This is a genomic window from Hydrogenophaga pseudoflava NBRC 102511 (assembly GCF_001592285.1).
In the GTDB taxonomy this organism is placed as follows: Bacteria; Pseudomonadota; Gammaproteobacteria; order Burkholderiales; family Burkholderiaceae_C; genus Hydrogenophaga; species Hydrogenophaga pseudoflava.
Genome location: NZ_BCWQ01000002.1, coordinates 209,379 through 232,398 on the forward strand (window position 1 = coordinate 209,379; position 23,020 = coordinate 232,398).

A 23,020-nucleotide genomic window follows, 5' to 3' on the forward strand; every position below is an offset into this window, starting at 1 on the left:
GATCGGGTGGACGTCAGTCGAACCGTTCGAGCAATTGGCGTGCGGCCGTGGAGGCGGCGAGTTCGCCAGCCTGCACCTGCCGCGTGAAAAGGTCCAGCGCCTCGCGCACCCGCGGGTGCTCACGAAAGCGCTGCTTGAGGCCGGCGTCGATGCGTTCCCACATCCAGGCCGAGGCCTGGTGCTGGCGGCGCGTGGCCAGGCGCCCGTTGGCGGTCTGCAGCCGCTTGAACTCGCTCACGGCGGTCCAGAACGTGTCCACGCCCCGCCCGTGCAGCGCACTGATCTGGATCACCTGCGGGTGCCAGACCTTCTGGTCGTGGTGAACGTGGTCGGGGTTGCCGTGCAGGCCCAGCAGCCGCAGCGACGAGGTGATCTGCGCCCGCGCGCGCGTCGCGGCGTCGGGGTCGATGTCGGCCTTGTTGATGACCACGAGGTCCGCCAGTTCCATCACGCCCTTCTTGATCGCCTGCAGGTCGTCGCCCGCGTTGGGCAGCTGCAGCAGGCAGAACATGTCGGTCATGCCGTGCACCGCGGTCTCGCTCTGGCCCACGCCCACCGTTTCCACGATGACGACGTCGTAGCCCGCCGCCTCGCAGACCAGCATGGCCTCGCGCGTCTTCTCGGCCACGCCACCGAGCGTGCCGCTGGAAGGGCTGGGTCGGATGTAGGCCTTCTCGTGCACGGACAGGTGCTCCATGCGGGTCTTGTCGCCCAGGATGGAGCCGCCCGACACGGACGACGACGGGTCGACCGCCAGCACCGCCACCCGATGGCCCTGGCCGATCAGGTACAGGCCCAGTGCCTCGATGAAGGTGCTCTTGCCCACGCCGGGCACGCCGCTGATGCCCAGTCGGAAAGCGCCGCCGGTGTGCGGCAGAAGCCTGGTCAGCAGCGCATCGGCCTGCTGGCGGTGGTCGGGGCGGGTGGACTCCAGCAGCGTGATGGCCTTGGCCATCGCGCGGCGCTGGACGACAGGGGTCCCGCGGACGATTCCGTCCAGAAAACCAGTCGACTCGGTCATGGCCAGCATGTCAGCAGCCCAGGACACCGCGGAACTGGCTTTGCCAGGCCGCAGGTGTCGCCCCCTTGAGGGGGTGGCGCGAAGCGCCGCAGGGGTGGGTCACGGGTTCACTTTCTTGATCTGCTCCAGCACGTCCTTGGCGCTGGCCGGGATCGGCGTGCCGGGGCCGTAGACGCCCTTGACACCGGCTTCGTACAGGTAGTCGTAGTCCTGGCGCGGGATCACGCCGCCCACGAACACCACGATGTCGTCGGCGCCCTGGTCTTTCAGAGCCTTGATGATGGCGGGCACCAGGGTCTTGTGGCCGGCGGCCAGCGTGCTAACGCCCACGGCGTGCACGTCGTTTTCGATCGCCTGGCGCGCACACTCCTCCGGCGTCTGGAACAGGGGGCCCATGTCCACGTCGAAACCCAGGTCGGCAAAGGCCGTGGCCACCACCTTGGCGCCACGGTCGTGTCCGTCCTGACCGAGCTTGGCGATCATCACGCGCGGACGGCGGCCCTGCGCGGTGGCGAAGTCGGCGATTTCGGTCTTGAGCTGGTCCCAGCCCTCGGCAGAGTCGTAAGCAGCGGCGTACACCCCGGTCACCTTCTGTGTGTCGGCGCGGTGGCGCCCGAAAACCTTCTCCAGCGCATCGGACACCTCGCCGACCGTGGCGCGCAGGCGGATGGCCTTGATGCTCAGGCCCAGCAGGTTGCCCTGGCCGCTCTCGGCGGCGGCGGTCAGCGCCTCCAGCGCCGACTGTACCGCCGCGCTGTCGCGGCGGGCCTTGATGGCCTTCAAGCGGGCGATCTGGCTCTCGCGCACCTTGACGTTGTCCACCTCCAGGATGTCGATGGCGTCTTCCTGCTTGAGCTTGTACTTGTTGACGCCGACGATCACGTCCTTGCCGCTGTCGATGCGCGCCTGCTTCTCGGCCGCGGCGGCCTCGATCTTCAGCTTGGCCCAGCCGCTGTCCACCGCCTTGGTCATGCCGCCCATGGCGTCGACCTCTTCGATGATCTTCCAGGCCTCGTCGGCCATCTGCTGGGTCAGCGACTCCATCATGTAGCTGCCGGCCCAGGGGTCGACCACGTTGGTGATGTGCGTTTCTTCCTGGATGATGAGCTGCGTGTTGCGCGCGATGCGGGCGCTGAACTCGGTCGGCAGCGCGATGGCCTCGTCGAACGAGTTGGTGTGCAGCGACTGGGTGCCACCGAACACGGCCGCCATGGCTTCGATGGTGGTGCGCACCACGTTGTTGTACGGGTCCTGCTCGGTCAGCGACCAGCCCGAGGTCTGGCTGTGCGTGCGCAGCATCAGGCTCTTGGGGTTCTTGGCGTTGAAGCCCTTCATGATGCGGCACCACAGCAGGCGGGCCGCGCGCATCTTGGCAATCTCCAAGTAGAAGTTCATGCCCACCGCCCAGAAGAAGCTCAGGCGGCCGGCGAACTCGTCCACGTCCATGCCCTTGGCGATGGCGGTCTTCACGTACTCCTTGCCGTCGGCCAGGGTGAAGGCCATCTCCAGCGCCTGGTTGGCGCCGGCTTCCTGCATGTGGTAGCCCGAAATCGAGATCGAGTTGAACTTCGGCATGTTCTTGGCCGTGTACTCGATGATGTCGCCGATGATCTTCATCGACGGCTCGGGCGGGTAGATGTACGTGTTGCGGACCATGAACTCCTTGAGGATGTCGTTCTGGATGGTTCCGCTCAGCTTGTCCTGGCTCACGCCCTGCTCTTCCGCCGCCACCACGTAGCCGGCCAGGATGGGCAGCACCGCGCCGTTCATGGTCATCGAGACGCTGACCTTGTCCAGCGGGATCTCGTTGAACAGGATCTTCATGTCCTCGACCGAGTCGATCGCCACACCGGCCTTGCCGACGTCGCCGGTCACGCGCGGGTGGTCCGAGTCGTAGCCGCGGTGCGTGGCCAGGTCGAACGCCACCGACACGCCCTGCCCGCCGGCGGCCAATGCCTTGCGGTAGAAGGCGTTGGATTCTTCGGCCGTCGAGAAACCGGCGTACTGGCGGATGGTCCAGGGGCGCACCGCGTACATCGTGGCCTGCGGACCGCGGATGTAGGGTTCAAACCCCGGCAGGGTGTTGGTGTACGGCAGGTCCTTGGTGTCTTCGGCAGTGTACAGAGGCTTCACGCTGATGCCGTCGGGCGTGACCCAGTTGAGCGCGTTCACGTCGCCACCGGGCGCGGATTTCTGGGCCGCCTTGGTCCAGGCTTCGAGGTTGGCGGGGGCGAATTCGGAGGGTTTCTGGCTCATGGCAGGGGCTCGCTCTGGCGGACGGACAGCGGTGTGGGATCTGCAACAGATCCGGCCGCGGAGTTTACATCATTCATAATTATTGATGCAAAATATTCCAGCGGGCTTACAATGCAGCCGCTGTCACCCGACCCATCCCTGCATGTCTGCCCTCTCCCTTGCCCCCCGCGCCCTGTACGAAGAAGTTGCCGAACTCCTGCGCCAGCGCATCTTCAAGCGCGAACTGGAGCCCGGCAGCTGGATCGACGAACTCAAGCTGGCCGAGGAATACGGCATCAGCCGCACCCCGCTGCGCGAGGCACTCAAGGTGCTGGCGGCCGAAGGCCTGGTGACCATGAAGGTGCGCCGCGGCGCCTACGTGACGGAAGTGTCCGAGAAAGACCTGGCCGACGTCTACCACCTGCTGTCGCTGCTCGAATCCGACGCTGCCGGCGTGGTGGCCGAGCGCGCCACCGACGCCCAGCGCACCGAACTGCAGACCCTGCACGCCGAGCTGGAAACCGCCGTCACCAATCGCGACCGCTTCTTCGCCGTCAACGAGCAGTTCCACATGCGGCTGCTGGAGATGGCCGACAACCGCTGGCGCCAGCAGATGGTGGCCGACCTGCGCAAGGTCATGAAGCTCAACCGCCACAGCTCGCTGTTCAAGTCCGGCCGAATCGAGGAGTCGCTGGCCGAGCACCGAGCGGTCATGGCCGCCCTGCTCGCGCGCGACGCCAACCTGACCCGCCAGCGCATGCAGGAACACTTCCGCAACGGGCTCGAAGCGGCGACCTGAGCCGATAATCCCGGGCATGAGCATCGCCCACCTCGCCCAACCCGGCATCCTCGAACCCATTCCCGCCCACGGGCGCTACCTCACCTGCCAGCTGCGGGTCGGCGTCGACCCGCGCGTGGTGCTCAAACGGCTGGCAAGCCAGGCCGATGGGCAGGCCACCGTGGTGGGCATCGGCGCCTCGCTGGCGCGCGAACTGGGCGCCCAGGTGCCCGGCCTGAAGACCTTCACCGGCATCGACGGTGCCCGCATCAAGCTGCCCGCCACGCCCACCGATCTGCTGGTCTGGCTGCGCGGCACCGACCGCGGCGACCTGCTGATCCGCAGCCGCCACCTGGAAACGCTGCTGGCGCCGGCCTTCGACGTGACCGACATCACCGACGCCTTCAACCACAACCAGGGCCGCGACCTCACCGGCTACGAGGACGGCACCGAGAACCCACAGGGAGACGAGGCACTGGCCGTGGCCCTGTTGCCCGAAGAAGCTGGCGACCTGGCCGGCAGCAGTTTTGTGGCGGTGCAGCGCTGGCACCACCACATGAGCCGCTTCGAAGCCATGCCCAAGCACCAGCAGGACCACACCATCGGCCGCGAACGCGAAAGCAACGAAGAACTCGACGACGCGCCCGAATCGGCCCACGTCAAGCGCACCGCGCAGGAAAGCTTCGCGCCCGAAGCCTTCGTGCTGCGCCGCTCCATGCCCTGGGCGGAAGGCAACAACGGCGGTCTGGTGTTCGCCGCCTTCGGCCACTCCTTCGACGCGTTCGAAGCCCAGCTGCGGCGCATGTCGGGCGCTGAGGACGGCATCACCGATGCGCTGTTCAGCTTCTCGGAACCCCAGACCGGCGCCTATTTCTGGTGCCCGCCCGTCTGCGACGGTCTGATCAACCTGCGCGCGCTGGGCCTCTGACCGGCCATCGCCGGCCGGGTTTTCCCTCGGTCCGGGTTTGACTTTTCTCAAGTCATATACCCCCAGGGGCATACATGATCAGGTCTCCAAGATCCACCACTGGAGACCCCCATGGCACGCATTGTCATTCTGGGCGCCGGCATCGGCGGCATGCCCATGGCCTACGAAATGAAGGCCCTCGCCCGCCCGGGCGACACCGTGACCGTCATCAGCGAAGCCCCCAAGTTCCACTTCGTGCCGTCCAACCCCTGGGTGGCGGTCGACTGGCGCCAGCGAAAGGACATCGAGGTTGACATCGCGCCGGCGCTCAAGCGCAAGGGCATCGAATCCATCATTCATCGCGCCAGGCGCGTCCACCCAGAAGCCAACCAGATCGAACTGGAAGACGGCGGCCGGGTGGACTACGACTACCTGGTCATCGCCACTGGGCCCAAGCTGGCGTTCGACGAGATCGAAGGTCTGGGTCCGCACGGCGGTCACACACAGTCGGTCTGCCATGTGAGTCACGCCGAAGCCAGCAAGCTCGCCTGGGACGAGTTCGTAAAGGCCCCCGGCCCCATCGTGGTGGGCGCGGTGCAGGGCGCATCCTGCTTCGGCCCCGCCTACGAGTTCGCGATGATCATGGACACCGACCTGCGCCGCCGCAAGATCCGCGACAAGGTGCCCATGACCTTCGTGACCTCCGAGCCCTACATCGGCCACCTCGGTCTGGGCGGGGTCGGCGACTCCAAGGGCATGCTGGAATCGGCCTTCCGGCAGCGCCACATCAAGTGGATCTGCAACGCCAAGACCACCAGGGTCGAAGCGGGCCAGATGCATGTGACCGAACACAACGACCAGGGCCAGCCCATCAAGGAGCATGTGCTGCCATTCAGGCACAGCATGATGCTGCCGGCCTTCAAGGGCGTGGACGCGGTGTTCGGCATCGAGGGGCTGACCAACCCGCGCGGCTTCATCACCATCGACGAGCACCAGCGCAACCCGAAGTTCCGGAACATCTTCAGCGTGGGGGTCTGCGTGGCTATCCCGCCGGTGGAAGCCACGCCCATTCCCTGCGGCACGCCCAAGACCGGCTACATGATCGAGTCCATGGTCACGGCCACCGCGCACAACATCCGCGAACTGCTGGACGGCCAGGAGCCCACCCACAAGGCCACCTGGAACACGGTCTGCCTGGCCGACTTCGGCGACACCGGCGCGGCCTTCGTGGCCCTGCCCCAGATCCCACCGCGCAACGTGAGCTGGTTCAGCGAAGGCAAATGGGTTCACCTGGCCAAGGTGGCCTTCGAGAAGTACTTCATGCGCAAGATGGAGAAAGGCACGTCCGAGCCGATCTACGAGAAGATCATCATGGACTTCATCGGCATCACCAAACTCAAGGCCAAGCTCACCGGCAAGTGAGCTCGGCAACCGGCCTCACTTGCCAGCGATGCCGAGCAGCTCCACCTCGAACAGCAGCGTGGCATTGGGCGGGATCACGCCGCCCGCACCACGCTCGCCGTAGGCGATCTGGCTCGGGCAGGTGAGCTTGGCCTTGCCGCCCACCTTCATGCGCTGCACGCCTTCGGTCCAGCAGGGAATCACGCGGCCCAGCGGAAACTCGATCGGCGTGCCGCGCGCGTAGGAGCTGTCGAACTCCTTGCCATCGGGGAAGGTGCCCTTGTAGTGCACCTTGACCGTGTCGGCCGCCGTGGGGCTGGTGCCGCTGCCGTCCTTGAGCGAGCGGTAGACCAGGCCGGTCTTGGTGACCACGGCGCCGGCTTCCTTGGCAGCGGCTTCGGTGACGGCGTTCTGGGCCGAGGCGTTCAGGGACAGCAGGCCGGCAGACAGTGCGACGGCGCAGATCAGCAAACGGGACATGGCGGGTGTTCTTTCAGTGGGTGGAGACAGAGGGTTCGAACGGAGTTTCGTCGCGCGGCGCGCCGACATGGGCCTGGGCCATTGCCCAGACCTCGCGCGGCGGCAGGGGTTTGAGGCGGTGGTCGCTCCAGACCTGGCGCCACTTGCGCGCGCCGTGCAGGCCGTGGCGCAGACCGAGCATGTGGCTGGCGATCGAATACCAGTTCACGCCGTCCTGTGCGTGGGCGCGTTCCATGTAATCGATCATGGCCAGCTCGACCGCTTCGCGGGTCGGCACCGGACGTGAGGCATCGCCATAGAAGCGCTCGTCCCAGCCCGCCATCAGCCAGGGGTTGTGGTACGCCTCGCGGCCGACCATGACACCGTCGACATGTTCAAGGTGCGTGGCGATCTGGTCGTCGGTCGTGATGCCGCCGTTGACCGAAATGGTCAGCCCGGGGAAGTCCTGCTTCAGCCGGTAGGCCAGCTCGTAGCGCAGCGGCGGAATCTCGCGGTTTTCCTTGGGCGACAGGCCCTTGAGCCAGGCGTTACGGGCATGGACCAGAAAGACCTGGCAACCGCCCTCGGCCACCGTGCCGACGAAGTCGCGCACGAAGTCGTAGCTCTCGACCTTGTCGATGCCGATGCGGTGCTTGACCGTCACCGGCACGTCCACTACATCGACCATCGCCTTCACGCAGTCGCGCACCAGCGCGGCCTCGCCCATCAGACAGGCTCCGAAGGCGCCGCGCAGCACGCGCTCGCTCGGGCAGCCACAGTTGAGGTTGATCTCGTCGTAGCCGCGGTCCTGCCCCAGCTTCGCGCACACCGCCAGATCGGCCGGTTCGCTGCCACCGAGCTGCAGCGCCACCGGATGCTCCTCTTCATTGAAGAACAGATGCTGGGCGGCGTTGCCGTGGATCAGCGCACCCGTGGTCACCATCTCGGTGTACAGCAGGGTGTGGCGGGTGAGCAGGCGGTGGAAGTAGCGGCAGTGGCGGTCGGTCCAGCCCATCATGGGTGCGACCGACAGGCGCCAGGGAGAAACGGAAGCAGACATGGGGCCGGATTATCCCTGTGGGCAACAAAAAACCCGCCGAAGCGGGTTTCATGTTTGTGCCATGGGCACCATCACCCCATATGGAGACCACCATTGACCGAGAAGTCCGCGCCGGTGGCGTAACCGCCCTCTTCGCTGGCCAGCCAGGCGATGATGGACGCGATTTCCGACGGCTCGCCCAGGCGCTTGACCGGCACCGTGGCGACGATCTTCTCCAGCACGTCGGGGCGGATGGCCTTGACCATGTCGGTGCCGATGTAGCCCGGGCTCACGGTGTTGACCGTCACACCCTTGGTGGCCAGCTCCTGCGCCAGCGCCATCGAGAAGCCGTGCATGCCGGCCTTGGCGGCCGAGTAGTTAGTCTGACCAGCCTGGCCCTTCTCGCCGTTGACCGACGAGATGTTGATGATGCGGCCCCAGCCCTTTTCCACCATGTCGGGAACGACCTGCTTGGTCACGTTGAACATGGAGTCGAGGTTGGTGTTCATCACCGCGTCCCAGTCTTCCTTGGACATCTTCAGGAACATGCGGTCCTTGGTGATGCCAGCGTTGTTGACCAGCACGTCGATGCTGCCGTGCTCGGCCTTGGCCTTGGTGAAGGCCTCGACAGTGGAATCCCAGTCACCCACGTTGCCGACCGAGGCGTAGAAGGTGTAGCCCAAGGCCTTCTGCTCGTCCAGCCACTTGTTGAAGTCGCGGGTGGGGCCGCAGCCGGCGATGACCTTGAAGCCGTCCTTGTGCAGGCGCTGGCAGATCGCGGTGCCGATGCCGCCCATGCCGCCGGTGACGTATGCGACTTTTTGACTCATGTGTGTGCTCCTCTGGGTGGTGCCGTGTGGCGAAAAATGATGGATATCAGGCGCGTTCAACAGCAAGGGAAACGCCCATGCCGCCGCCGATGCACAGCGCGGCCAGGCCCTTTTTGGCGCCGCTGCGCTGCATCTCGTGCAGCAGCGTCACCAGGATGCGGCAGCCGGACGCGCCAATGGGGTGTCCGATGGCGATGGCGCCACCGTTGACGTTGACCCTTGCGGGGTCGATGTCCAGCGCCTTGTTGACGGCGCAGGCCTGGGCCGCGAAGGCTTCGTTGAGTTCGAACAGATCAACATCGGACGCCTTCCAGCCGGCGCGGGCCAGGGCCTTTTGCGAAGCCGGCACCGGTCCCATGCCCATGGTGGCCGGGTCCAGGCCGCTGGTGCCGAAGGCGGCGATGCGCGCCAGCGGCGTCAGGCCCAGGGCGGCGGCCTTCTTGGCGCTCATCACCATCACGGCGGCGGCGCCGTCGTTGATGCCGGAGGCGTTGCCAGCGGTCACCGAGCCCGCCTTGTCGAAGGCAGGGCGCAGACCGGCCAGCGCTTCGGCGTTGGTCTTCTTGTTGATGAATTCGTCGCTGTTGAACACCAGGGGATCACCCTTGCGCTGCGGGATCAGCACGTCAACAATCTCATCCTTGAACTTGCCGGCGTCCTGCGCAGCGGAGGCTTTCTGCTGGCTGCCCAGCGCCAGGGCGTCCTGCATCTCGCGGGTGATGCCGTGGGCCTTGGCCACGTTTTCGGCGGTGATGCCCATGTGGTACTGGTTGTAGACGTCCCACAGGCCGTCGACGATCATGGTGTCGACCATCTTCCAGTCGCCCATGCGCTGGCCGTCGCGGCTGCCATTGAGCACGTGCGGGCTGGCGCTCATGTTTTCCTGACCACCGGCGATCACGATCTCGCTGTCGCCCCAGGCCACGGCCTGAGCGGCCAGCATCACGGCCTTCAGGCCCGAGCCGCAGACGGCGTTGATGGTCAGCGCCGGCGTTTCCCTGGCCAGACCGGCCTTCATCATGGCTTGGCGGGCTGGGTTCTGGCCACAGCCAGCGGCCAGCACCTGGCCCATGATGACTTCGCCGATGACATCGGTGGGCAGACCAGTGCGTGCCAGCAGCCCCTTGATGACGATGCTGCCGAGCTCGGTGGCCGGCGTCTTGGCCAGCGATCCGCCGAACTTGCCGACGGCGGTGCGGGCGGCGGAAACGATGACGATGTCTTCCATGTGGTTCTCCTTGAAGGGTGGGTGCAGCAAAGTTGGGGGTTTGCGTTCAGCCATGAACGCAAACGGTCAGGACGTTCAGGCCTTGGCCTTCACATAGCGGCCAGGCGCCGGCTCGATGGCCGCATACGCCTTGCCTCTGCCATAGTTCTTGGGCGCAGCAATTTGCTTGCCAGCCAGGGGTTTGAGCCAGGCGGCCCAGTCGGTCCACCAGCTGCCCTTGTGTTCGGTGGCGCCGTCGATCCACTCGTTCACGTCGGCCGGGAACTGGCCAGCCGGTCCGGTCCAGTGGCTGCGTTTGCCGGCGGCGGGCGGGTTGATCACACCGGCGATGTGACCCGAAGCACCCATGACGAAGCGCTTCTTGCCGGGGAACACCTGGGTGCTGGCATAGGCGCCACCGATCGGAACGATGTGGTCCTCGCGCGAGCCGTAGATGTAGACCGGCAGCTTGACCTTGCGGAAGTCCACCTTCTGCCCGCAGACCGTGGTCTTGCCGGGCTTGACGAGGTTGTTCTCCAGGTACATGTTGCGCAGGTACCAGGCGTAGTACGGGCCGGGCAGGTTGGTCGCGTCGGAGTTCCAGTACAGCAAATCGAACGGCGGCGGCGACTCGCCCTTGAGGTAGTTGCCGACGACGTAGTTCCAGACCAGGTCGTTCGGTCGCAGGAAGCTGAACGTGGTGGCCAGGTCGCGGCCCGGCATCAGCCCACCCTGGGCAAACTGCATCTCGCGCATCTTGACGAACGGCTCGTCGATGAACACGTCCAGGATGCCCGTGTCGGTGAAGTCCACCAGTGTGGTCAGGAAGGTGGCGCTGTGCACCCGCTCCTCGCCGCGCGCAGCCAGAACGGCCAGCGCATTGCTCAGCATGGTGCCGCCCACACAGAAGCCCAAGGCATTGATCTGCTCGGCGCCGGTGATGTCCTGCGTGGTGGTGATCGCCTTGATGACGGCGTCTTCGATGTAGTCGTCCCAGGTCTTGTGGCCGAGCGAGGCGTCCGGGTTGCGCCAGCTCACCACGAAGGTGCGGTTGCCCTGCTCGACGCAGTAGCGGATGAATGAGTTGGTCGGCTGCAGGTCGAGGATGTAGAACTTGTTGATGCAGGGCGGCACCAGCAGGAACGGACGCTCGTAGACCTTGGCCGTCAGCGGCTTGTATTCGATGAGCTGGAACAGCTCGTTCTCGAACACCACGGCGCCTTCGGTGGTGGCGACGTTCTTGCCCACCTCGAACACGCTCTCGTCGGTCATCGACACGTGGCCCTGCTTGATGTCGTGCAGCAGGTTGGCCACGCCCTTGGCAATGCTCTCGCCCTGGGTCTCGATGGCCTTCTTCTGCGCCTCGGCGTTGAAGGCCAGGAAGTTGCTCGGCGCGCTGGCGTCGATCCACTGCTGGACCGCAAAGCGCACCCGCGTGCGGGTCTTGGCATCGCCTTCGACCGCATCGGCCAGTGCCATCAGCGTGCGGGCGTTGAGCAGGTACACCGCCGCCGTGTAAGCGGCCACGGGGTTGTTGCCCCAGGACTCGTCCGCGAAGCGCCGGTCCCCTTTGGGCTGGACCGCCGGCCCCTGGTTCCACAGGCCGGCCACATCCTTGAGGTACTGATTCTGGATCTCGATCAGCTTGGCCGGATCAAAACGGACCTGGTGTCCCGTGGTCTGGGCCAGCAGGTCACCCATCCCGGGCAACTGCCCCATCTGCGGCATCGGCATGCCAAACGGATGGGCCACACCGGCCTGCGGCATGAAGGCCTTGAACGCTGCGAAGGGATCAGGGGAAGTGGGGGAGCCCTGCGCCGCCCCGGGAAAGGCCTGTGCGGCCTGTGTCCACTGCTGGATGAGCTGATTCTGGAACTGCTCGGCCGCCTGCAGCCAGTCGGGCTGCGGTGTCTTACCAGATGTCATGCAAGTCTCCGATGTTTGTCCTGCGGCTTATTATCAAGCCCTCATGGGCTTGAGGCGGGGTTTTCCCTAGTGTCGGTCTGCTCACTTCCAACAAACTGACAACAAACTTCCCGGTCGCAGGTCGCTATGTATCTGGTTGTGATCGCTTGGCTCTACGTGGTGCTGATGATGTCGGTGGCCGAAGCCACTGGTACCAACGGCTCTCTTCTTGGAGCCATTGTGACCTTTTTTCTATACGGTTTAGTGCCGCTTTCATTGGTGGTTTACCTGATGCTCACGCCGCAACGGCGCAAGGGCATCCGGGAGCGCGAGGCGGCCGAGGAAGCACGGCGCCAACAGGCGGTTTCAGACCTTCCAGATGCTGGCGGCCATGCGGCCGGTGCTGCCGAGCCGGGCGGCGTCCCGGCGGTGGGAAAAGAACCGTGACGACTGGGTAACGGTGCACCAGGCATCGCCGCCGTCGTTGCCGAATACCTGGGTCACCCCCATCGCGCCCAGACGCAGGCGCGCCAGGGCCGGCAGGTCGGCCAGATACTTGCCTTCGGCGGGCAATGCCTTAAAACACCGCACGGCGTCGTGGTCGACCGTCACGAACGCCTCGCGCACCTCTGCACCGACTTCGAAAGCCTTGGGACCAATACAAGGCCCCAGCCACACCAGCGGTGACGCCGTCGTTGCAGACAAGGCCCGCAAGGCCCGAAAAGTGGCCTCCAGAATGCCGTGGCCGTCCTGGCCCGCGAGTCCGCGCCAGCCGGCATGAGACGCGGCCACCGCCGATTCGTCGGGCAGGCACCAGAGCACCGGCAGGCAGTCGGCCACCATCACGGTACAGGCCACGCCAGCGTGTTCGGTCAGGCAGGCATCGGCCTCGGTGCCATCGGGGGTGGTGCCATGGAGCGCGGAGACCTCCACGCCATGGATCTGGGACAGGAAGACGGGGCGCGCTCCCATGGCTTCCCGCAGGCGATGGCGGTTGGTGGCCACCGCCGCCGGGTCGTCCCGCACGTGGTCACCGAGGTTGAAACTGTCGAAGGGCGGTATCGAAACCCCACCGGCCCGCGTCGTGAACAGCGCGCGGATGCCTGCGGGCGCCGGCCAGTCGGGCACCAGCCATTCGGAAGGCCATTCCATCAGGGTTCGTTGTCCGGGCAGGCCGAAGGCTGGGCCTGCTGGAACGCGGGCAGCGCCATGCAGGCCTCGAACGCCGCCATGGTGCGCGGCAGGCCGTCCATGGGCGTGTTGAAACGCTGTCCATTGAAGATCTGCGGCACCAGGCAGCAGTCGGCCAGGGTCGGCGTGTCGCCATAGCAGTAGCGGCCTGCGGGCAGTTGGTTCAGCTGGCGCTCGAAGGCCTCCAGACCGGTGCGCACCCAGTGGCGGTACCAGGTGTTCTTGGCTTCTTCATCGACCTTGAGCGTGCCCGCGAGGTACTTGAGCACACGCAGGTTGTTGATCGGGTGGATCTCGCAGGCGATCGACTGCGCCAGCGCGCGCACCCGGGCGCGACCGATGGCATCGCCGGGCACCAGTGCCGGCTCGGGATGGGTCTCGTCGAGGTACTCGATGATGGCCATGGACTGCGACAGGCGCGTGCCGTCGTCCAGCTCCAGCAGAGGCACCAGACCGTCGGCGGCGATGTCGGCGTACGCAGACTTTTTGTGTTCACCCTTGGCCAGGTGCACCGGCACATAGTCATAGGCAATGCCTTTGAGCGCCAGCGCGATGCGCACGCGGAAGGAGGCAGAGGAGCGGAAGTAGTTGTAGAGCTTCATGGTGCAAGCATAAGGGGATGTCAGAGGCCGCGCAGCCGTGCGGCCACGGCCGGAACGATGCTCACGGCGTTGCTGGGATGAGGGATGCAGTCGGTGCTCCAGAGGCGGTCCACGCCTGCTTCCCGGATCAGCGCCACAGCGCCTTCGGCAAACAGCGCGTGCGTCACCGCCACGTCGACCGACGCCGCACCGGCCTCGCGCAGCAGCGCGGCCGCGCGCGCCAGCGTGTGGCCCGAACTGGCCACATCGTCCATCAGCACCACCGCCCTGCCCCGAACCGCCAGCGTGGGCAGCTCGATGTCGACCTCGCGGTCGCCGTGGCGGGTCTTGCGGCACACGCCGTGCTCCCAGCCGTGGCGCCGGGCGGCCTGCGCCACCCATTGCAGCGACTCTTCGTCGGGCCCGATCAACAGCACATCGGCGGTGCACTGGGTGGCGATGTGGTCCGACAGCAGCGGCGCACCGTCGAGCACCATGGCGTCCCGCACGGGAATCGCCTCCTGCAGCGTGGCCACACGGTGCAGGTGCGGATCGACCGTGATCACCGCATCGAACAGGTCCGCCAGAAACGCCCCGACGATGCGCTGGCTCACCGCCTCGCCCGGGTTGAATGCGATGTCCTGCCGCATGTACGCCAGATAGGGTGCCACCAGGGTCAGGTGTTGCGCGCCGAGCGTTCGTGCCGCGCGGGCCACCAGCATCAGCTCCACCAGCTTTTCGTTGGGCTGGTGCAGGCCGCGCCAGACCACCACGCGCGGCGGCAGCGCCGCGGGCAGACGCACCTTCACCTCGCCATCGGGGAAGCGGTGCCGCTCCACGACCGCGAGCGCCAGACCCGTATGGTTGGCGCAGGCCTGCGCCACCGTGCGCTCGTCGTCGAAACACAGCAGCACGCCCGACAAAGGAACAGAAGACATCAGGACTCCACAAAAACCTGGGGAATCTGGGCGGCCGTGCCCAGCGAGATACCACAGTGCCGGTCGACCGCGTGGCGTGCGAAGTGCAGGTCGGAAGGGTAGTCGGCGTGGATGCGGTAGAGCACCTGGCCGGCGCGCACCGTGTCGCCCAGCCTACACAACAGGTCCACGCCCGCGCCCTTGACCTTGGGCGCGCCGGCCAGTCGCGCGATCTGGGCGATCTGCAGGTTGTCGATGCCGATCACGACGCCGTCGGTGGCCGCGGGCACCTCCAGGGTCAGCGCCCCGAGCGCGGGATGGTGGTGGTCGAAACCGTGCGAGCCCTGCGCCGCGATGATGGCCTGCATGCGGCTGAGCGCCCGGCCCGACTCCAGGATGTCGCGCGCGATCGCATAGCCCTGCCCTCCGCGCACGTCCGGGCTGCATTCGATGAGGCGACCCGCCAGTCGCAGCGACTTCTGTCGCAGGTCGGCGGGCGCCTCGGGGTCGTTTTCGAGCACGCGCATCACGTCCCGCGCCTCCAGCGCCGGCCCGATGCCGCGGCCCACCGGCTGGCGGCCATCGGTGATGACCACGTCCAGCGACAGGTGCAGGCGCTGCGCCACGTACTCGAACAGGCGGCGCAGCTTCTGCGCCTCGGGCATGGAGCGCACCTTGGCGGTGGGGCCGATGGGAATGTCCAGCACCAGGTGCGTCGCACCCGCCGCCATCTTCTTGGACAGGATGGAGGCCACCATCTGCCCGGGCGAATCGAGCGCCAGCGGCCGCTCGACCGAGATCAGCACATCGTCGGCGGGCGACAGGTCAGCCGTGCCGCCCCAAGCCAGACAGCCCCGGTGGTCGCGCACGATGTCGGTCAGCCGGTCGAACGGCAGCTCGACATTGGCCAGCACCTCCATGGTGTCGGCCGTGCCGGCCGGCGAGGTGATGGCGCGCGAGGAGGTCTTGGGAAAAACCAGGCCATAGGCGGCCACGATCGGCACCACCAGCATCGAGGTGCGGTTGCCCGGGATGCCGCCGATGCAGTGCTTGTCCACCACCAGCGACTCGCGCCAGTCCAGCCGCCGTCCGCTGGCCACCATCGCCTCGGTCAGGAACGAGACTTCCTCGCGGTCGAGTTCGCTGCGGTTGCAGGCCACGACGAAGGCCGTCAGCTCGATCTTGGAATAGCGGTGGCGGGCGATGTCGCCGACGATGGCGTGGAAGTCGTCGCGGCTGAGCCGCTCGCCATTGATCTTGCGGAACAGCGCCGGAATCGAGGCCGGCGGCTCCGCCTGCGTCACCGACGCCGGATGGCCCTCGGGCACCTCCAGCTGCGCAAATGCGTCCTCGGACACGCCGATCTGCTGGCAGCCCACCAGCGCCGGGTCATCGACCACGTTGAGCGTGGCCAGGATGCTGCGCCCGTTGGCGCGCACCTCGACCTTGGACAAGGCCTGGAAGCCCTCGGCCCGCACCACCGCGCAGTCCCGGTGCAGATAGGCCACGTTTTCGCGCCAGGTGTCGATCGCCACGCGGCGCAGGGTCAGCCCGGCGCCTGCGCCGGGAGTGGTTGTCTCAGGTGTCTCCATGGCTCCACGATACACCGCCCCGGGCCGCTTCGAGGCGGCAGAAATCGGTTAATGTTTTGCCACCCCATGCAGGAGACACGCCCATGAAAGCAGAACAGAACCAGCGCCTGACCCAGGTCGGCCCCGGCACCCCCGGTGGCGAATTGTTGCGACGCTACTGGCAACCCGTGGCCATGCTGGACGAGTTCGATCCGGCACTGGACCCATCCATGGCCATCCGCCCGGTCAAGGCGGTGCGGCTGCTGGGTCAGGACTTCGTGCTGTTCAAGGACGCCCAGGGGCGCTTCGGCCTGCTGGACCGCGACTGCCCGCACCGCGGTGCCGACCTGGCCTACGGCCGCAACGAGGGCGACGGCCTGCGCTGCCCCTTCCATGGCTGGAAGTTCGACGTGAGCGGCCAATGCACCGAAACCCCGGCGGAACCGGCGGGCAGCACGCTCTGCCAGCGCATCCGCCAGCGCAGCTACCCGCTGGTCGAAAAGGCAGGCGCATTGTTTGCATGGCTAGGCCCGGAGGGTCAGACGCCACCACCCTTCCCTGCGCTGGACTGCTTCGTCGCCCCTGCTTCGCACAGCTTCGTATTCAAGGGCCTGTGGCACTGCAACTGGTTGCAGGCGTTCGAGGTCGGCATCGACCCGGCCCACGCCTCCTACCTGCACCGCTTCTTCAACGATGCCCCGCTGGAAGGCAGCTACGGCAAGCAGTTCCGCGGTGCCAGCGCCGGCGACATCGGTGGCGAGCGCTGGCCGATGACGCGCGTGATGCGCGAGTTCGACCAGCCCGAGATTTCCTTCACCCAGCAGCCCTGGGGGCTGCAGCTGACCGCACTGCGCCCGTTGAACGAGGCGCTGACCCATGTGCGGGTGACCAACGACGTGTTCCCGCAGACCTTCGTGATCCCGCTGTCGGAGACCATGACGATCACGCAGATGCATGTGCCGGTGGACGACACCCGCAACTACTGGTACGCCTTCTTCACCAGCTTCGAGGCGCCGGTCGACAAGGCCACCATGCGCCAGCAGCGGCTGAAAGCCGTGACGCTGCCCGACTACATCCCCAAGGCCGGGCGCTGGAACCAATGGGGCTTCAACCCCGAGGAGCAGATGACCCGCACTTTCCTGGGCATGGGCGAGGACGACATCAACGTGCATGACCAGTGGGCCTGCGAGAGCATGGGCCCGATCCAGGACCGCACGCGCGAACACCTGGGCACCACCGACAAGGTCATCATGGCCCACCGCCGCCTGCTGCTGCAGGCCATGGACACCGTGGCGCAGGGCGGTACGGCGCCAGGCATCGGCGATGCGGCACAGGCTGCTGGCATCACCGGACCCGACACGGTCGACGGCATCGCACCGGCCCAGGGCTGGCAGGACTGGTGGCAACGCGCGGTGCGCGACAAGCGCGAGGGTGCGCCGTGGTCAAGCGCCACCGAACCGGCACAGACGCTGCTGGCGGCTGCCAAATGACGTCGTTCGCCGAACGCTGCGGCCTGCACGACACCCACCGGGAGGCGGCCTGCTTGCGCGCCGCCGAGCTGATCGAGTCCAGCGGCGTCCAGCGCGTGCGCATGGGCTGGTGCGATGTGCACGGACAGTTGCGCGGCAAGACCCTGATGGCACACGCCGCGGTCAAGGCCTTGCGCGACGGCGTCGGCATGGTCGGCACCATGATGCTCAAGGACACCTCGGACCACACCGCCTGGAAGGTGTTCGAGGCCGGGGGCACCGAAGGCCTGACCGGGTTCGCCGGCGCCTCCAACCTCATGCTGCTGCCCGACCCCGAGAGCTTCACCCTGCTGCCCTGGAGCGCGGGCACGGGCTGGTTGCGCTGCCAGCCCTGGCACAGCAACGGAACGCCGGTGGCGCTGGACAGCCGGCACGTGCTGGAGCAGGCGCTGTCCAGGCTCGCGATGGCGGGCTTCGGCTTCAAGACCGGCCTGGAGGTCGAATTTCACATCTACCGCATCACCGACGAAGCACCTCAGCTCGACCCCGAACTCGCAGGCTGGCCGGGATTGCCGCCAGCGGTGCAGATGATCCATCCCGGTTACAACCTGCAGGCCGAGGCCATGATGGACATGGCAGACGAGCCGCTGAGCATCGTGATGCAGACCGCCCAGGCGCTGGGCCTGCCACTGCAGTCGCTGGAGATTGAGCTGGGCCCGAGCCAGGTGGAGGCGGTGTTCGACGCCACCGATGCGCTGACCGCCGCCGACCAGATGGTGCTGTTCCGCAACGGCGTGCGGCAGGCGCTGCGCCGCGCCGGCTACCTGGCCACCTTCATGTGCCGCCCGCCCTTCCCCAACATCATGTCCAGCGGCTGGCACCTGCACCAGTCACTGGTTGAACGCGATGGCGGCCGCAACGGCTGTGCGCGCGCCGCTCCCGCCGAGGACAGCACGGTGCGCGACGCCCGCCACACCCTCTCGGACGCCGGTGCCCACTGGCTGGCCGGCCTGCTGGCGCATGCGCCGGGCATGACCGCGCTGTGTACCCCCACCATCAACGGCTTCGGCCGCTTCCGGCCCAACGCCCTGGCGCCGCAGCACATCCTCTGGGGCCAGGACAACCGAGGCGCGATGTTGCGCGTGGTGGGCGCCGCGGGCGACCCCGCCACCCGGATTGAAAACCGCATCGGCGAGCCCGCGGCCAATCCCTACCTCTACATGGCGTCCCAAATCCATGCCGGCCTGGACGGCCTGCTGCGCGGCCTGGAACCTCCGCCCGCCACCGACAATCCCTATGCCACCGGCCACGCTCGCCTGCCGGACAACCTGGGCGATGCCCTGGCCGCCCTGCGGGGCGACGAGGCACTGATGAACGGACTGGGCGCTGCGGTGGTCGAACACTTTTACCGCATCAAGCAGTCTGAAATCAACCGCCACGCCGACGCCCAGGACAAGGCAGACTTTGAACGGCGCGAATACTTCAGCCGCTACTGATTCACTTCTTTCACATGAGCACCATCCACATCCGTTTCGTCCACGCCGACCAGACCGAAGAAACCATCACCGCCGCCACCGGCCAGAGCCTGATGAAGGCCGCTGTCGACGCCGATATCCATGGCATCGAGGCCGATTGCGGCGGCGTTCTCACCTGCGCCACCTGCCACGTCATGATCGACAGCCCCTGGGCCGAGAAGCTGCCCAAGCCGGTGGCCGACGAAACCGACATGCTCGATTTCGCGGCCAGTCCGGTCGAGTCCGGCAGCCGGCTGAGCTGCCAGGTTCGGCTGACACCCGAGCTCGATGGGCTGGTGGTCCGCCTGCCCGCCTCGCAACACTGACCCGCCTCCCCGAGTACTGAAAGGTCACCGATGAGCTACACCTTCGCCCCGCCCGCCGTCGTCTCCGTGCCCGTGGTGGGGCGCGCCGAACGCTTTCCCGTCCACCGCATCTACTGCGTGGGCCGCAACTACGAAGAACACGCCAAGGAAATGGGCTTCACCGGCCGCGAGCCGCCATTCTTCTTCCTCAAACCTGCCGACGCCATCGTGGTGGCCGAGGCCGGACAGACCGCCACCATCCCCTACCCGTCGCTCACCGGCAACCTGCACCACGAGATCGAGCTGGTCGTCGCCATCGGCCGGGGTGGACGGAACATCAAGGCAGCCGATGCCGCCAGCCACATCTACGGCTACGCCGTGGGGCTGGACATGACCCGCAGAGATCTTCAAAACGACATGAAGAAACAGGGCCGCCCCTGGTGCATCGGCAAGGCCTTCGACCAGTCGGCGCCCATCGGCCCCATCACACCCGCCGCTGAAGCCGGCGACATCGCCAACGCCGCGATCTGGGTCCAGGTGAACGGCACCGACCGTCAGCGCAGCAATGTCTCGAAGCTCATCTGGAACATCGCCGAAACCATCGAGCACCTGTCGGCGGCCTGGGAACTGCAACCCGGCGACCTCATCTACACCGGCACACCCGAAGGCGTGGCTGCGGTGGTCAGCGGCGACACCATGAGCGGTGGTGTCGACGGACTCACCAGCATTGCTGTGCACGTGGGGTGACCCGGCAAGGGTAAACCCCCAGAGGCCGCTCCCTAGAATGGAACGCCTCTGATCCGCTGTTCCCCTAACTACAGGAGCCATCACATGATCCAGCGCAGAACCCTGCTCCAGTCCGGTGCCGCCGTTGCCTTCGGTGCCCCCGCCCTCGTCGGCCTTGCCCAGCAAAGCGTGACCCTCAAGTTCCACACTTTCATGGCGCCGCAATCCAACGTGTGGCTGAACATGCACAAGGCCTGGATGGACAAAGTCACCAAGGACTCCGAAGGTCGCATCAAGTTCGAGGCCTATCCCGCCATGCAATTGGGCGGCTCGCCCGTGCAGCTGTACGACCAGGCCAAGGACGGTGTGGTCGACATCGTGTGGACCCTGCCGGGCAACACCCCGGGCCGTTTCCCCCGCATCGAGGTGTTCGAACTGCCGTTCATGATGAACAACGCCGAAGCGACCTCTCGCGCCTACTGGGAATACGTGCAGACCGCGGCCACGGACGAGTTCAAGGAAGTTCACCCGATCGCACTGCAGGTGCACGGCCCCGGCATGTTCCACATGCGCGACAAACTGGTGAAGACCGCGGCCGACCTGCAAGGCTCCAAGGTGCGCGGCCCCACCCGGCAGATCACCAAGATGCTGGGCTACCTGGGCGCCACACCGGTCGGCATGCCGCTGCCGCAGATCCCTGACGCACTGTCCAAGGGCGTGATCAACGGCTGCGTGATTCCCTGGGAAGTGGTTCCCTCGGTCAAGGTGCACGAGCTCACCAAGTTCCACAGCGAATTTGACCCTGCTGGCGGCGCGTTGTACACCACCACCTTCATCATGGCGATGAACAAGGCCAAGTACGCCTCGCTGCCGCCCGACCTCAAGGCCATCATCGACAAGAACTCGGGCATCGAAACCTCGGGCTGGCTGGGCAAGGTGCAGCAGGGCGGGGATGTTCCCGGTCGCGAGGCGGCGGTCAAGCAGGGCAACACCATCCACACCATCCCTGCGGCCGAGGCACAGGAGTTCAAGCGCAAGGCGCGACTGGTCGAGGTCGAGTGGATGCAGGACATGGACAAGCGCGGTTTCAACGGCAAGCAACTGCTGGACACCGCCAAGGCGCTGATCGAGAAGCACGGTAAGGCCACCACGAAGAAGGCCTGACAGCCGTCGGCTTCACAAGGGCTCCCAAGGGAGCCCTTTTTGCTTTTTGTTCAGCCCCTACACTCAACGCCATGTTTCGCAGCCCGATCCAGCACTGCCGCCAATGCGGCGCACCCGTGGTCTACCGCCTGCCCGACGACGGGGACACCAAGCCTCGCGCAGTCTGCACCGCGTGTGCCACCGTGCACTACGAAAACCCGCTCAACGTGGTCGGCACCGTGCCGGTCTGGGGCGAGGACGGGGCCCAGGTGCTGCTGTGCCTGCGCAACATCGAACCGCGGCGAGGCAAGTGGACGTTGCCGGCCGGCTTCATGGAACTGGGGGAAACCACCGCCGAAGGTGCACAGCGCGAAACCATCGAGGAAGCCGGCGCCAGCATCGAGCTCGGGCCGCTGTTCACTCTGATGAACGTCGCGCGCGTGGGTCAGGTCCACATGTACTACCGTGCACGGCTGCTGAACGATCGCTTCGACCCAGGCGTTGAAACCATCGAGGCCCGTCTGTTCACGGAAGAGCAGATCCCCTGGGACGAGATCGCCTTCCGCACCGTCCGTGAAACCCTGGAGTGCTACTTCGCCGACCGCCGAAAAGGGCACTTCGGTTTTCACACCATCGACATTGCCTGACCGACAGAAACGAAAAAGCCCGCAATCGAACGATTGCGGGCTTTTCAATAAATGGTCGGCGTGGCGGGATTCGAACTCGCGACCCCTTGCACCCCATGCAAGTGCGCTACCAGGCTGCGCTACACGCCGACAAGCCTTGCATTATAGCGTGCAAATAGAGCGATTCACACGGGGGCAGTAAGAAGCTCGCGAATTTCAAGCAACTCCCGTCGGACACCCAGCAACGCAGCTGATGGTTGCTCAGAAACCGCGGGGATGGCCTCTGCCACCAGATCTTCTTCTGCGTCCCCCAGGACGTCGTATCCGACAGAATCAGCGAAATCGTCATCCTGCGCGCGGCGCCTGTCCCGCTCGGCCTGCACCAGCTCCTGAAGCTTGTTGCGGGCGCCGCTGATGGTGAAGCCTTGGTCGTACAGCAACTCCCGGATCCGCCGAATCATGAGCACTTCGTGGTGCTGGTAGTAGCGTCGGTTGCCACGCCGCTTCATCGGGCGCAACTGGGTGAACTCCTGCTCCCAGTAGCGCAGCACGTGCGGCTTGACACCACACAACTCGCCCACTTCCCCAATGGTGAAGTAGCGTTTTGCGGGGATAGGGGGAAGCGATTTTTCCATCAAAATCAATGCGGTATAAACCGAACCTTGAAATTTACTCTAAGCGCTGGTGCCGCGCGCTGCGCATCGGAAAAAACCGTACAAACTGTTGCAAATCCATCTCCTCAGCACTTTTTAGTGGCAGCGGAAGATAAAAAACCCGGCGACCACAGGTCCCGGGCTTCATTGATTGCCTGCAATGCAAGGCTGTGCGAAATGCTCAGCCGGTGACAACGGCCGCCTGCACCTGCTCCTTGAGTTTGGGGCTCGCATGGAACGTGACCACCCGACGAGCCTCGATGGCCACGGGTTCTCCTGTTCTGGGGTTGCGACCCGGTCGCGGGGCCTTGGTTCGGATCTGAAAGTTGCCGAAGCCGGAGATCTTGACGTCGGTGCCCTCGACCAGACAGTCTGTGATCAGGTCAAAAAACGCATCAATCATGTCCTTGGACTCGCGCTTGTTCAGACCGATCTGATCAAACAACAGCTCAGCAAGCTGCGCCTTTGTGAGTGCAGGAGTCTCCAGGCTCTCGACTGCCAGTTCCATTGGGGTGTGCTCCAGATTCTTGTCCATACGCAAG

General features: G+C 65.9%; 23 protein-coding genes and 1 tRNA gene. 10 read left to right on the plus strand and 14 right to left on the minus strand.

What is annotated here, in order from left to right; translation table 11 throughout:
• Positions 1-13 precede the first annotated feature (13 nt).
• Positions 14-1,021, minus strand: a complete 1,008-nt coding sequence (gene meaB / locus HPS01S_RS03860) for a methylmalonyl Co-A mutase-associated GTPase MeaB (protein ID WP_066151797.1) — start codon at positions 1,019-1,021, stop codon at positions 14-16.
• A gap of 99 nt (positions 1,022-1,120) precedes the next feature.
• On the minus strand, positions 1,121-3,277 hold the full coding sequence (gene scpA, locus HPS01S_RS03865) for a methylmalonyl-CoA mutase (protein ID WP_066151428.1): 2,157 nt from the start codon (positions 3,275-3,277) through the stop codon (positions 1,121-1,123).
• 142 nt (positions 3,278-3,419) lie between these two features.
• Between scpA and HPS01S_RS03870 the strand changes: the two genes are divergently transcribed.
• From HPS01S_RS03870 to HPS01S_RS03880, 3 genes are all read left to right on the plus strand, one after another.
• Positions 3,420-4,055, plus strand: coding sequence for a GntR family transcriptional regulator (locus tag HPS01S_RS03870; RefSeq protein ID WP_066151430.1), 636 nt, complete (start codon positions 3,420-3,422; stop codon positions 4,053-4,055).
• A 16-nt stretch (positions 4,056-4,071) separates the two neighbouring features.
• Positions 4,072-4,962 carry a Dyp-type peroxidase gene (locus HPS01S_RS03875; protein ID WP_066151432.1) on the plus strand — a complete coding sequence of 297 codons (891 nt, stop codon included), beginning with the start codon at positions 4,072-4,074 and terminating at the stop codon, positions 4,960-4,962.
• Positions 4,963-5,073: 111 nt separating this feature from the next.
• Positions 5,074-6,363 carry an NAD(P)/FAD-dependent oxidoreductase gene (locus HPS01S_RS03880; RefSeq protein ID WP_066151433.1) on the plus strand — a complete coding sequence of 430 codons (1,290 nt, stop codon included), beginning with the start codon at positions 5,074-5,076 and terminating at the stop codon, positions 6,361-6,363.
• Positions 6,364-6,378: 15 nt separating this feature from the next.
• Here HPS01S_RS03880 and HPS01S_RS03885 read toward each other — a convergent pair whose 3' ends face one another.
• The 5 genes from HPS01S_RS03885 to HPS01S_RS03905 form a co-directional block, all read right to left on the minus strand.
• Positions 6,379-6,822: an FKBP-type peptidyl-prolyl cis-trans isomerase gene (locus tag HPS01S_RS03885; RefSeq protein WP_066151434.1), complete on the minus strand. Its 444-nt coding sequence runs from the start codon at positions 6,820-6,822 to the stop codon at positions 6,379-6,381.
• A gap of 13 nt (positions 6,823-6,835) precedes the next feature.
• Positions 6,836-7,861: a tRNA dihydrouridine(20/20a) synthase DusA gene (dusA, locus tag HPS01S_RS03890; protein ID WP_066151436.1), complete on the minus strand. Its 1,026-nt coding sequence runs from the start codon at positions 7,859-7,861 to the stop codon at positions 6,836-6,838.
• Positions 7,862-7,932: 71 nt separating this feature from the next.
• The gene (phbB, locus tag HPS01S_RS03895; RefSeq protein ID WP_066151438.1) at positions 7,933-8,670 is read right to left on the minus strand and encodes an acetoacetyl-CoA reductase; all 738 of its coding nucleotides are present in this window, start codon (positions 8,668-8,670) and stop codon (positions 7,933-7,935) included.
• A gap of 46 nt (positions 8,671-8,716) precedes the next feature.
• Entirely contained in the window at positions 8,717-9,898 is a 1,182-nt protein-coding gene (locus HPS01S_RS03900) for an acetyl-CoA C-acetyltransferase (RefSeq protein ID WP_066151441.1), read from the minus strand.
• A 75-nt stretch (positions 9,899-9,973) separates the two neighbouring features.
• On the minus strand, positions 9,974-11,803 hold the full coding sequence (locus HPS01S_RS03905) for a PHA/PHB synthase family protein (protein ID WP_066151443.1): 1,830 nt from the start codon (positions 11,801-11,803) through the stop codon (positions 9,974-9,976).
• 126 nt (positions 11,804-11,929) lie between these two features.
• Here HPS01S_RS03905 and HPS01S_RS21425 point away from each other — a divergent pair, with 126 nt between their 5' ends.
• Positions 11,930-12,229 (plus strand): hypothetical protein, encoded by a 300-nt coding sequence (locus tag HPS01S_RS21425; RefSeq protein WP_084397017.1) that lies wholly within the window; start codon positions 11,930-11,932, stop codon positions 12,227-12,229.
• Here the strand turns inward: HPS01S_RS21425 and pgeF are convergent.
• Genes pgeF through HPS01S_RS03925 form a run of 4 tightly spaced genes read right to left on the minus strand, consistent with a single transcriptional unit; the run spans position 12,149 to position 16,063 of the window.
• Positions 12,149-12,934, minus strand: coding sequence for a peptidoglycan editing factor PgeF (gene pgeF, locus HPS01S_RS03910; protein WP_066151444.1), 786 nt, complete (start codon positions 12,932-12,934; stop codon positions 12,149-12,151). The genes HPS01S_RS21425 and pgeF overlap by 81 nt on opposite strands.
• Positions 12,934-13,575 (minus strand): maleylacetoacetate isomerase, encoded by a 642-nt coding sequence (gene maiA / locus HPS01S_RS03915; protein ID WP_066151446.1) that lies wholly within the window; start codon positions 13,573-13,575, stop codon positions 12,934-12,936. Before maiA ends, pgeF begins: the two co-directional genes overlap by 1 nt.
• Positions 13,576-13,595: 20 nt before the next feature.
• The gene (locus HPS01S_RS03920; RefSeq protein ID WP_066151448.1) at positions 13,596-14,492 is read right to left on the minus strand and encodes a ribose-phosphate diphosphokinase; all 897 of its coding nucleotides are present in this window, start codon (positions 14,490-14,492) and stop codon (positions 13,596-13,598) included.
• Positions 14,492-16,063, minus strand: coding sequence for a thymidine phosphorylase family protein (locus HPS01S_RS03925; RefSeq protein WP_066151450.1), 1,572 nt, complete (start codon positions 16,061-16,063; stop codon positions 14,492-14,494). Before HPS01S_RS03925 ends, HPS01S_RS03920 begins: the two co-directional genes overlap by 1 nt.
• A gap of 83 nt (positions 16,064-16,146) precedes the next feature.
• On the opposite strand from HPS01S_RS03925, the gene HPS01S_RS03930 reads away from it, so the two are divergent.
• The 6 genes from HPS01S_RS03930 (at position 16,147) to HPS01S_RS03955 (ending at position 21,846) form a co-directional block, all read left to right on the plus strand.
• On the plus strand, positions 16,147-17,532 hold the full coding sequence (locus tag HPS01S_RS03930) for a Rieske 2Fe-2S domain-containing protein (RefSeq protein ID WP_066151452.1): 1,386 nt from the start codon (positions 16,147-16,149) through the stop codon (positions 17,530-17,532).
• A complete protein-coding gene (locus HPS01S_RS03935; protein ID WP_066151454.1) occupies positions 17,529-19,007 on the plus strand; it encodes a glutamine synthetase family protein in 1,479 nt (492 codons plus the stop codon). The genes HPS01S_RS03930 and HPS01S_RS03935 overlap by 4 nt, the downstream gene beginning before the upstream one ends.
• 14 nt (positions 19,008-19,021) lie before the next feature.
• Entirely contained in the window at positions 19,022-19,351 is a 330-nt protein-coding gene (locus tag HPS01S_RS03940) for a 2Fe-2S iron-sulfur cluster-binding protein (RefSeq protein ID WP_066151456.1), read from the plus strand.
• Between the two features lie 30 nt (positions 19,352-19,381).
• The gene (locus HPS01S_RS03945) at positions 19,382-20,077 is read left to right on the plus strand and encodes a fumarylacetoacetate hydrolase family protein (RefSeq protein WP_066151459.1); all 696 of its coding nucleotides are present in this window, start codon (positions 19,382-19,384) and stop codon (positions 20,075-20,077) included.
• 84 nt (positions 20,078-20,161) lie between these two features.
• Positions 20,162-21,220 (plus strand): TRAP transporter substrate-binding protein, encoded by a 1,059-nt coding sequence (locus HPS01S_RS03950; protein WP_066151463.1) that lies wholly within the window; start codon positions 20,162-20,164, stop codon positions 21,218-21,220.
• 71 nt (positions 21,221-21,291) lie between these two features.
• Positions 21,292-21,846, plus strand: a complete 555-nt coding sequence (locus tag HPS01S_RS03955) for an NUDIX hydrolase (RefSeq protein WP_066151467.1) — start codon at positions 21,292-21,294, stop codon at positions 21,844-21,846.
• A gap of 52 nt (positions 21,847-21,898) precedes the next feature.
• Here HPS01S_RS03955 and HPS01S_RS03960 read toward each other — a convergent pair.
• The 3 genes from HPS01S_RS03960 to HPS01S_RS03970 form a co-directional block, all read right to left on the minus strand.
• A tRNA-Pro gene (locus HPS01S_RS03960) sits at positions 21,899-21,975 on the minus strand.
• Positions 21,976-22,010: 35 nt separating this feature from the next.
• Positions 22,011-22,460 carry a MerR family transcriptional regulator gene (locus tag HPS01S_RS03965; protein WP_066151469.1) on the minus strand — a complete coding sequence of 150 codons (450 nt, stop codon included), beginning with the start codon at positions 22,458-22,460 and terminating at the stop codon, positions 22,011-22,013.
• A 199-nt stretch (positions 22,461-22,659) separates the two neighbouring features.
• Positions 22,660-22,986 (minus strand): integration host factor subunit alpha, encoded by a 327-nt coding sequence (locus HPS01S_RS03970; RefSeq protein ID WP_066151798.1) that lies wholly within the window; start codon positions 22,984-22,986, stop codon positions 22,660-22,662.
• Positions 22,987-23,020 lie beyond the last annotated feature (34 nt).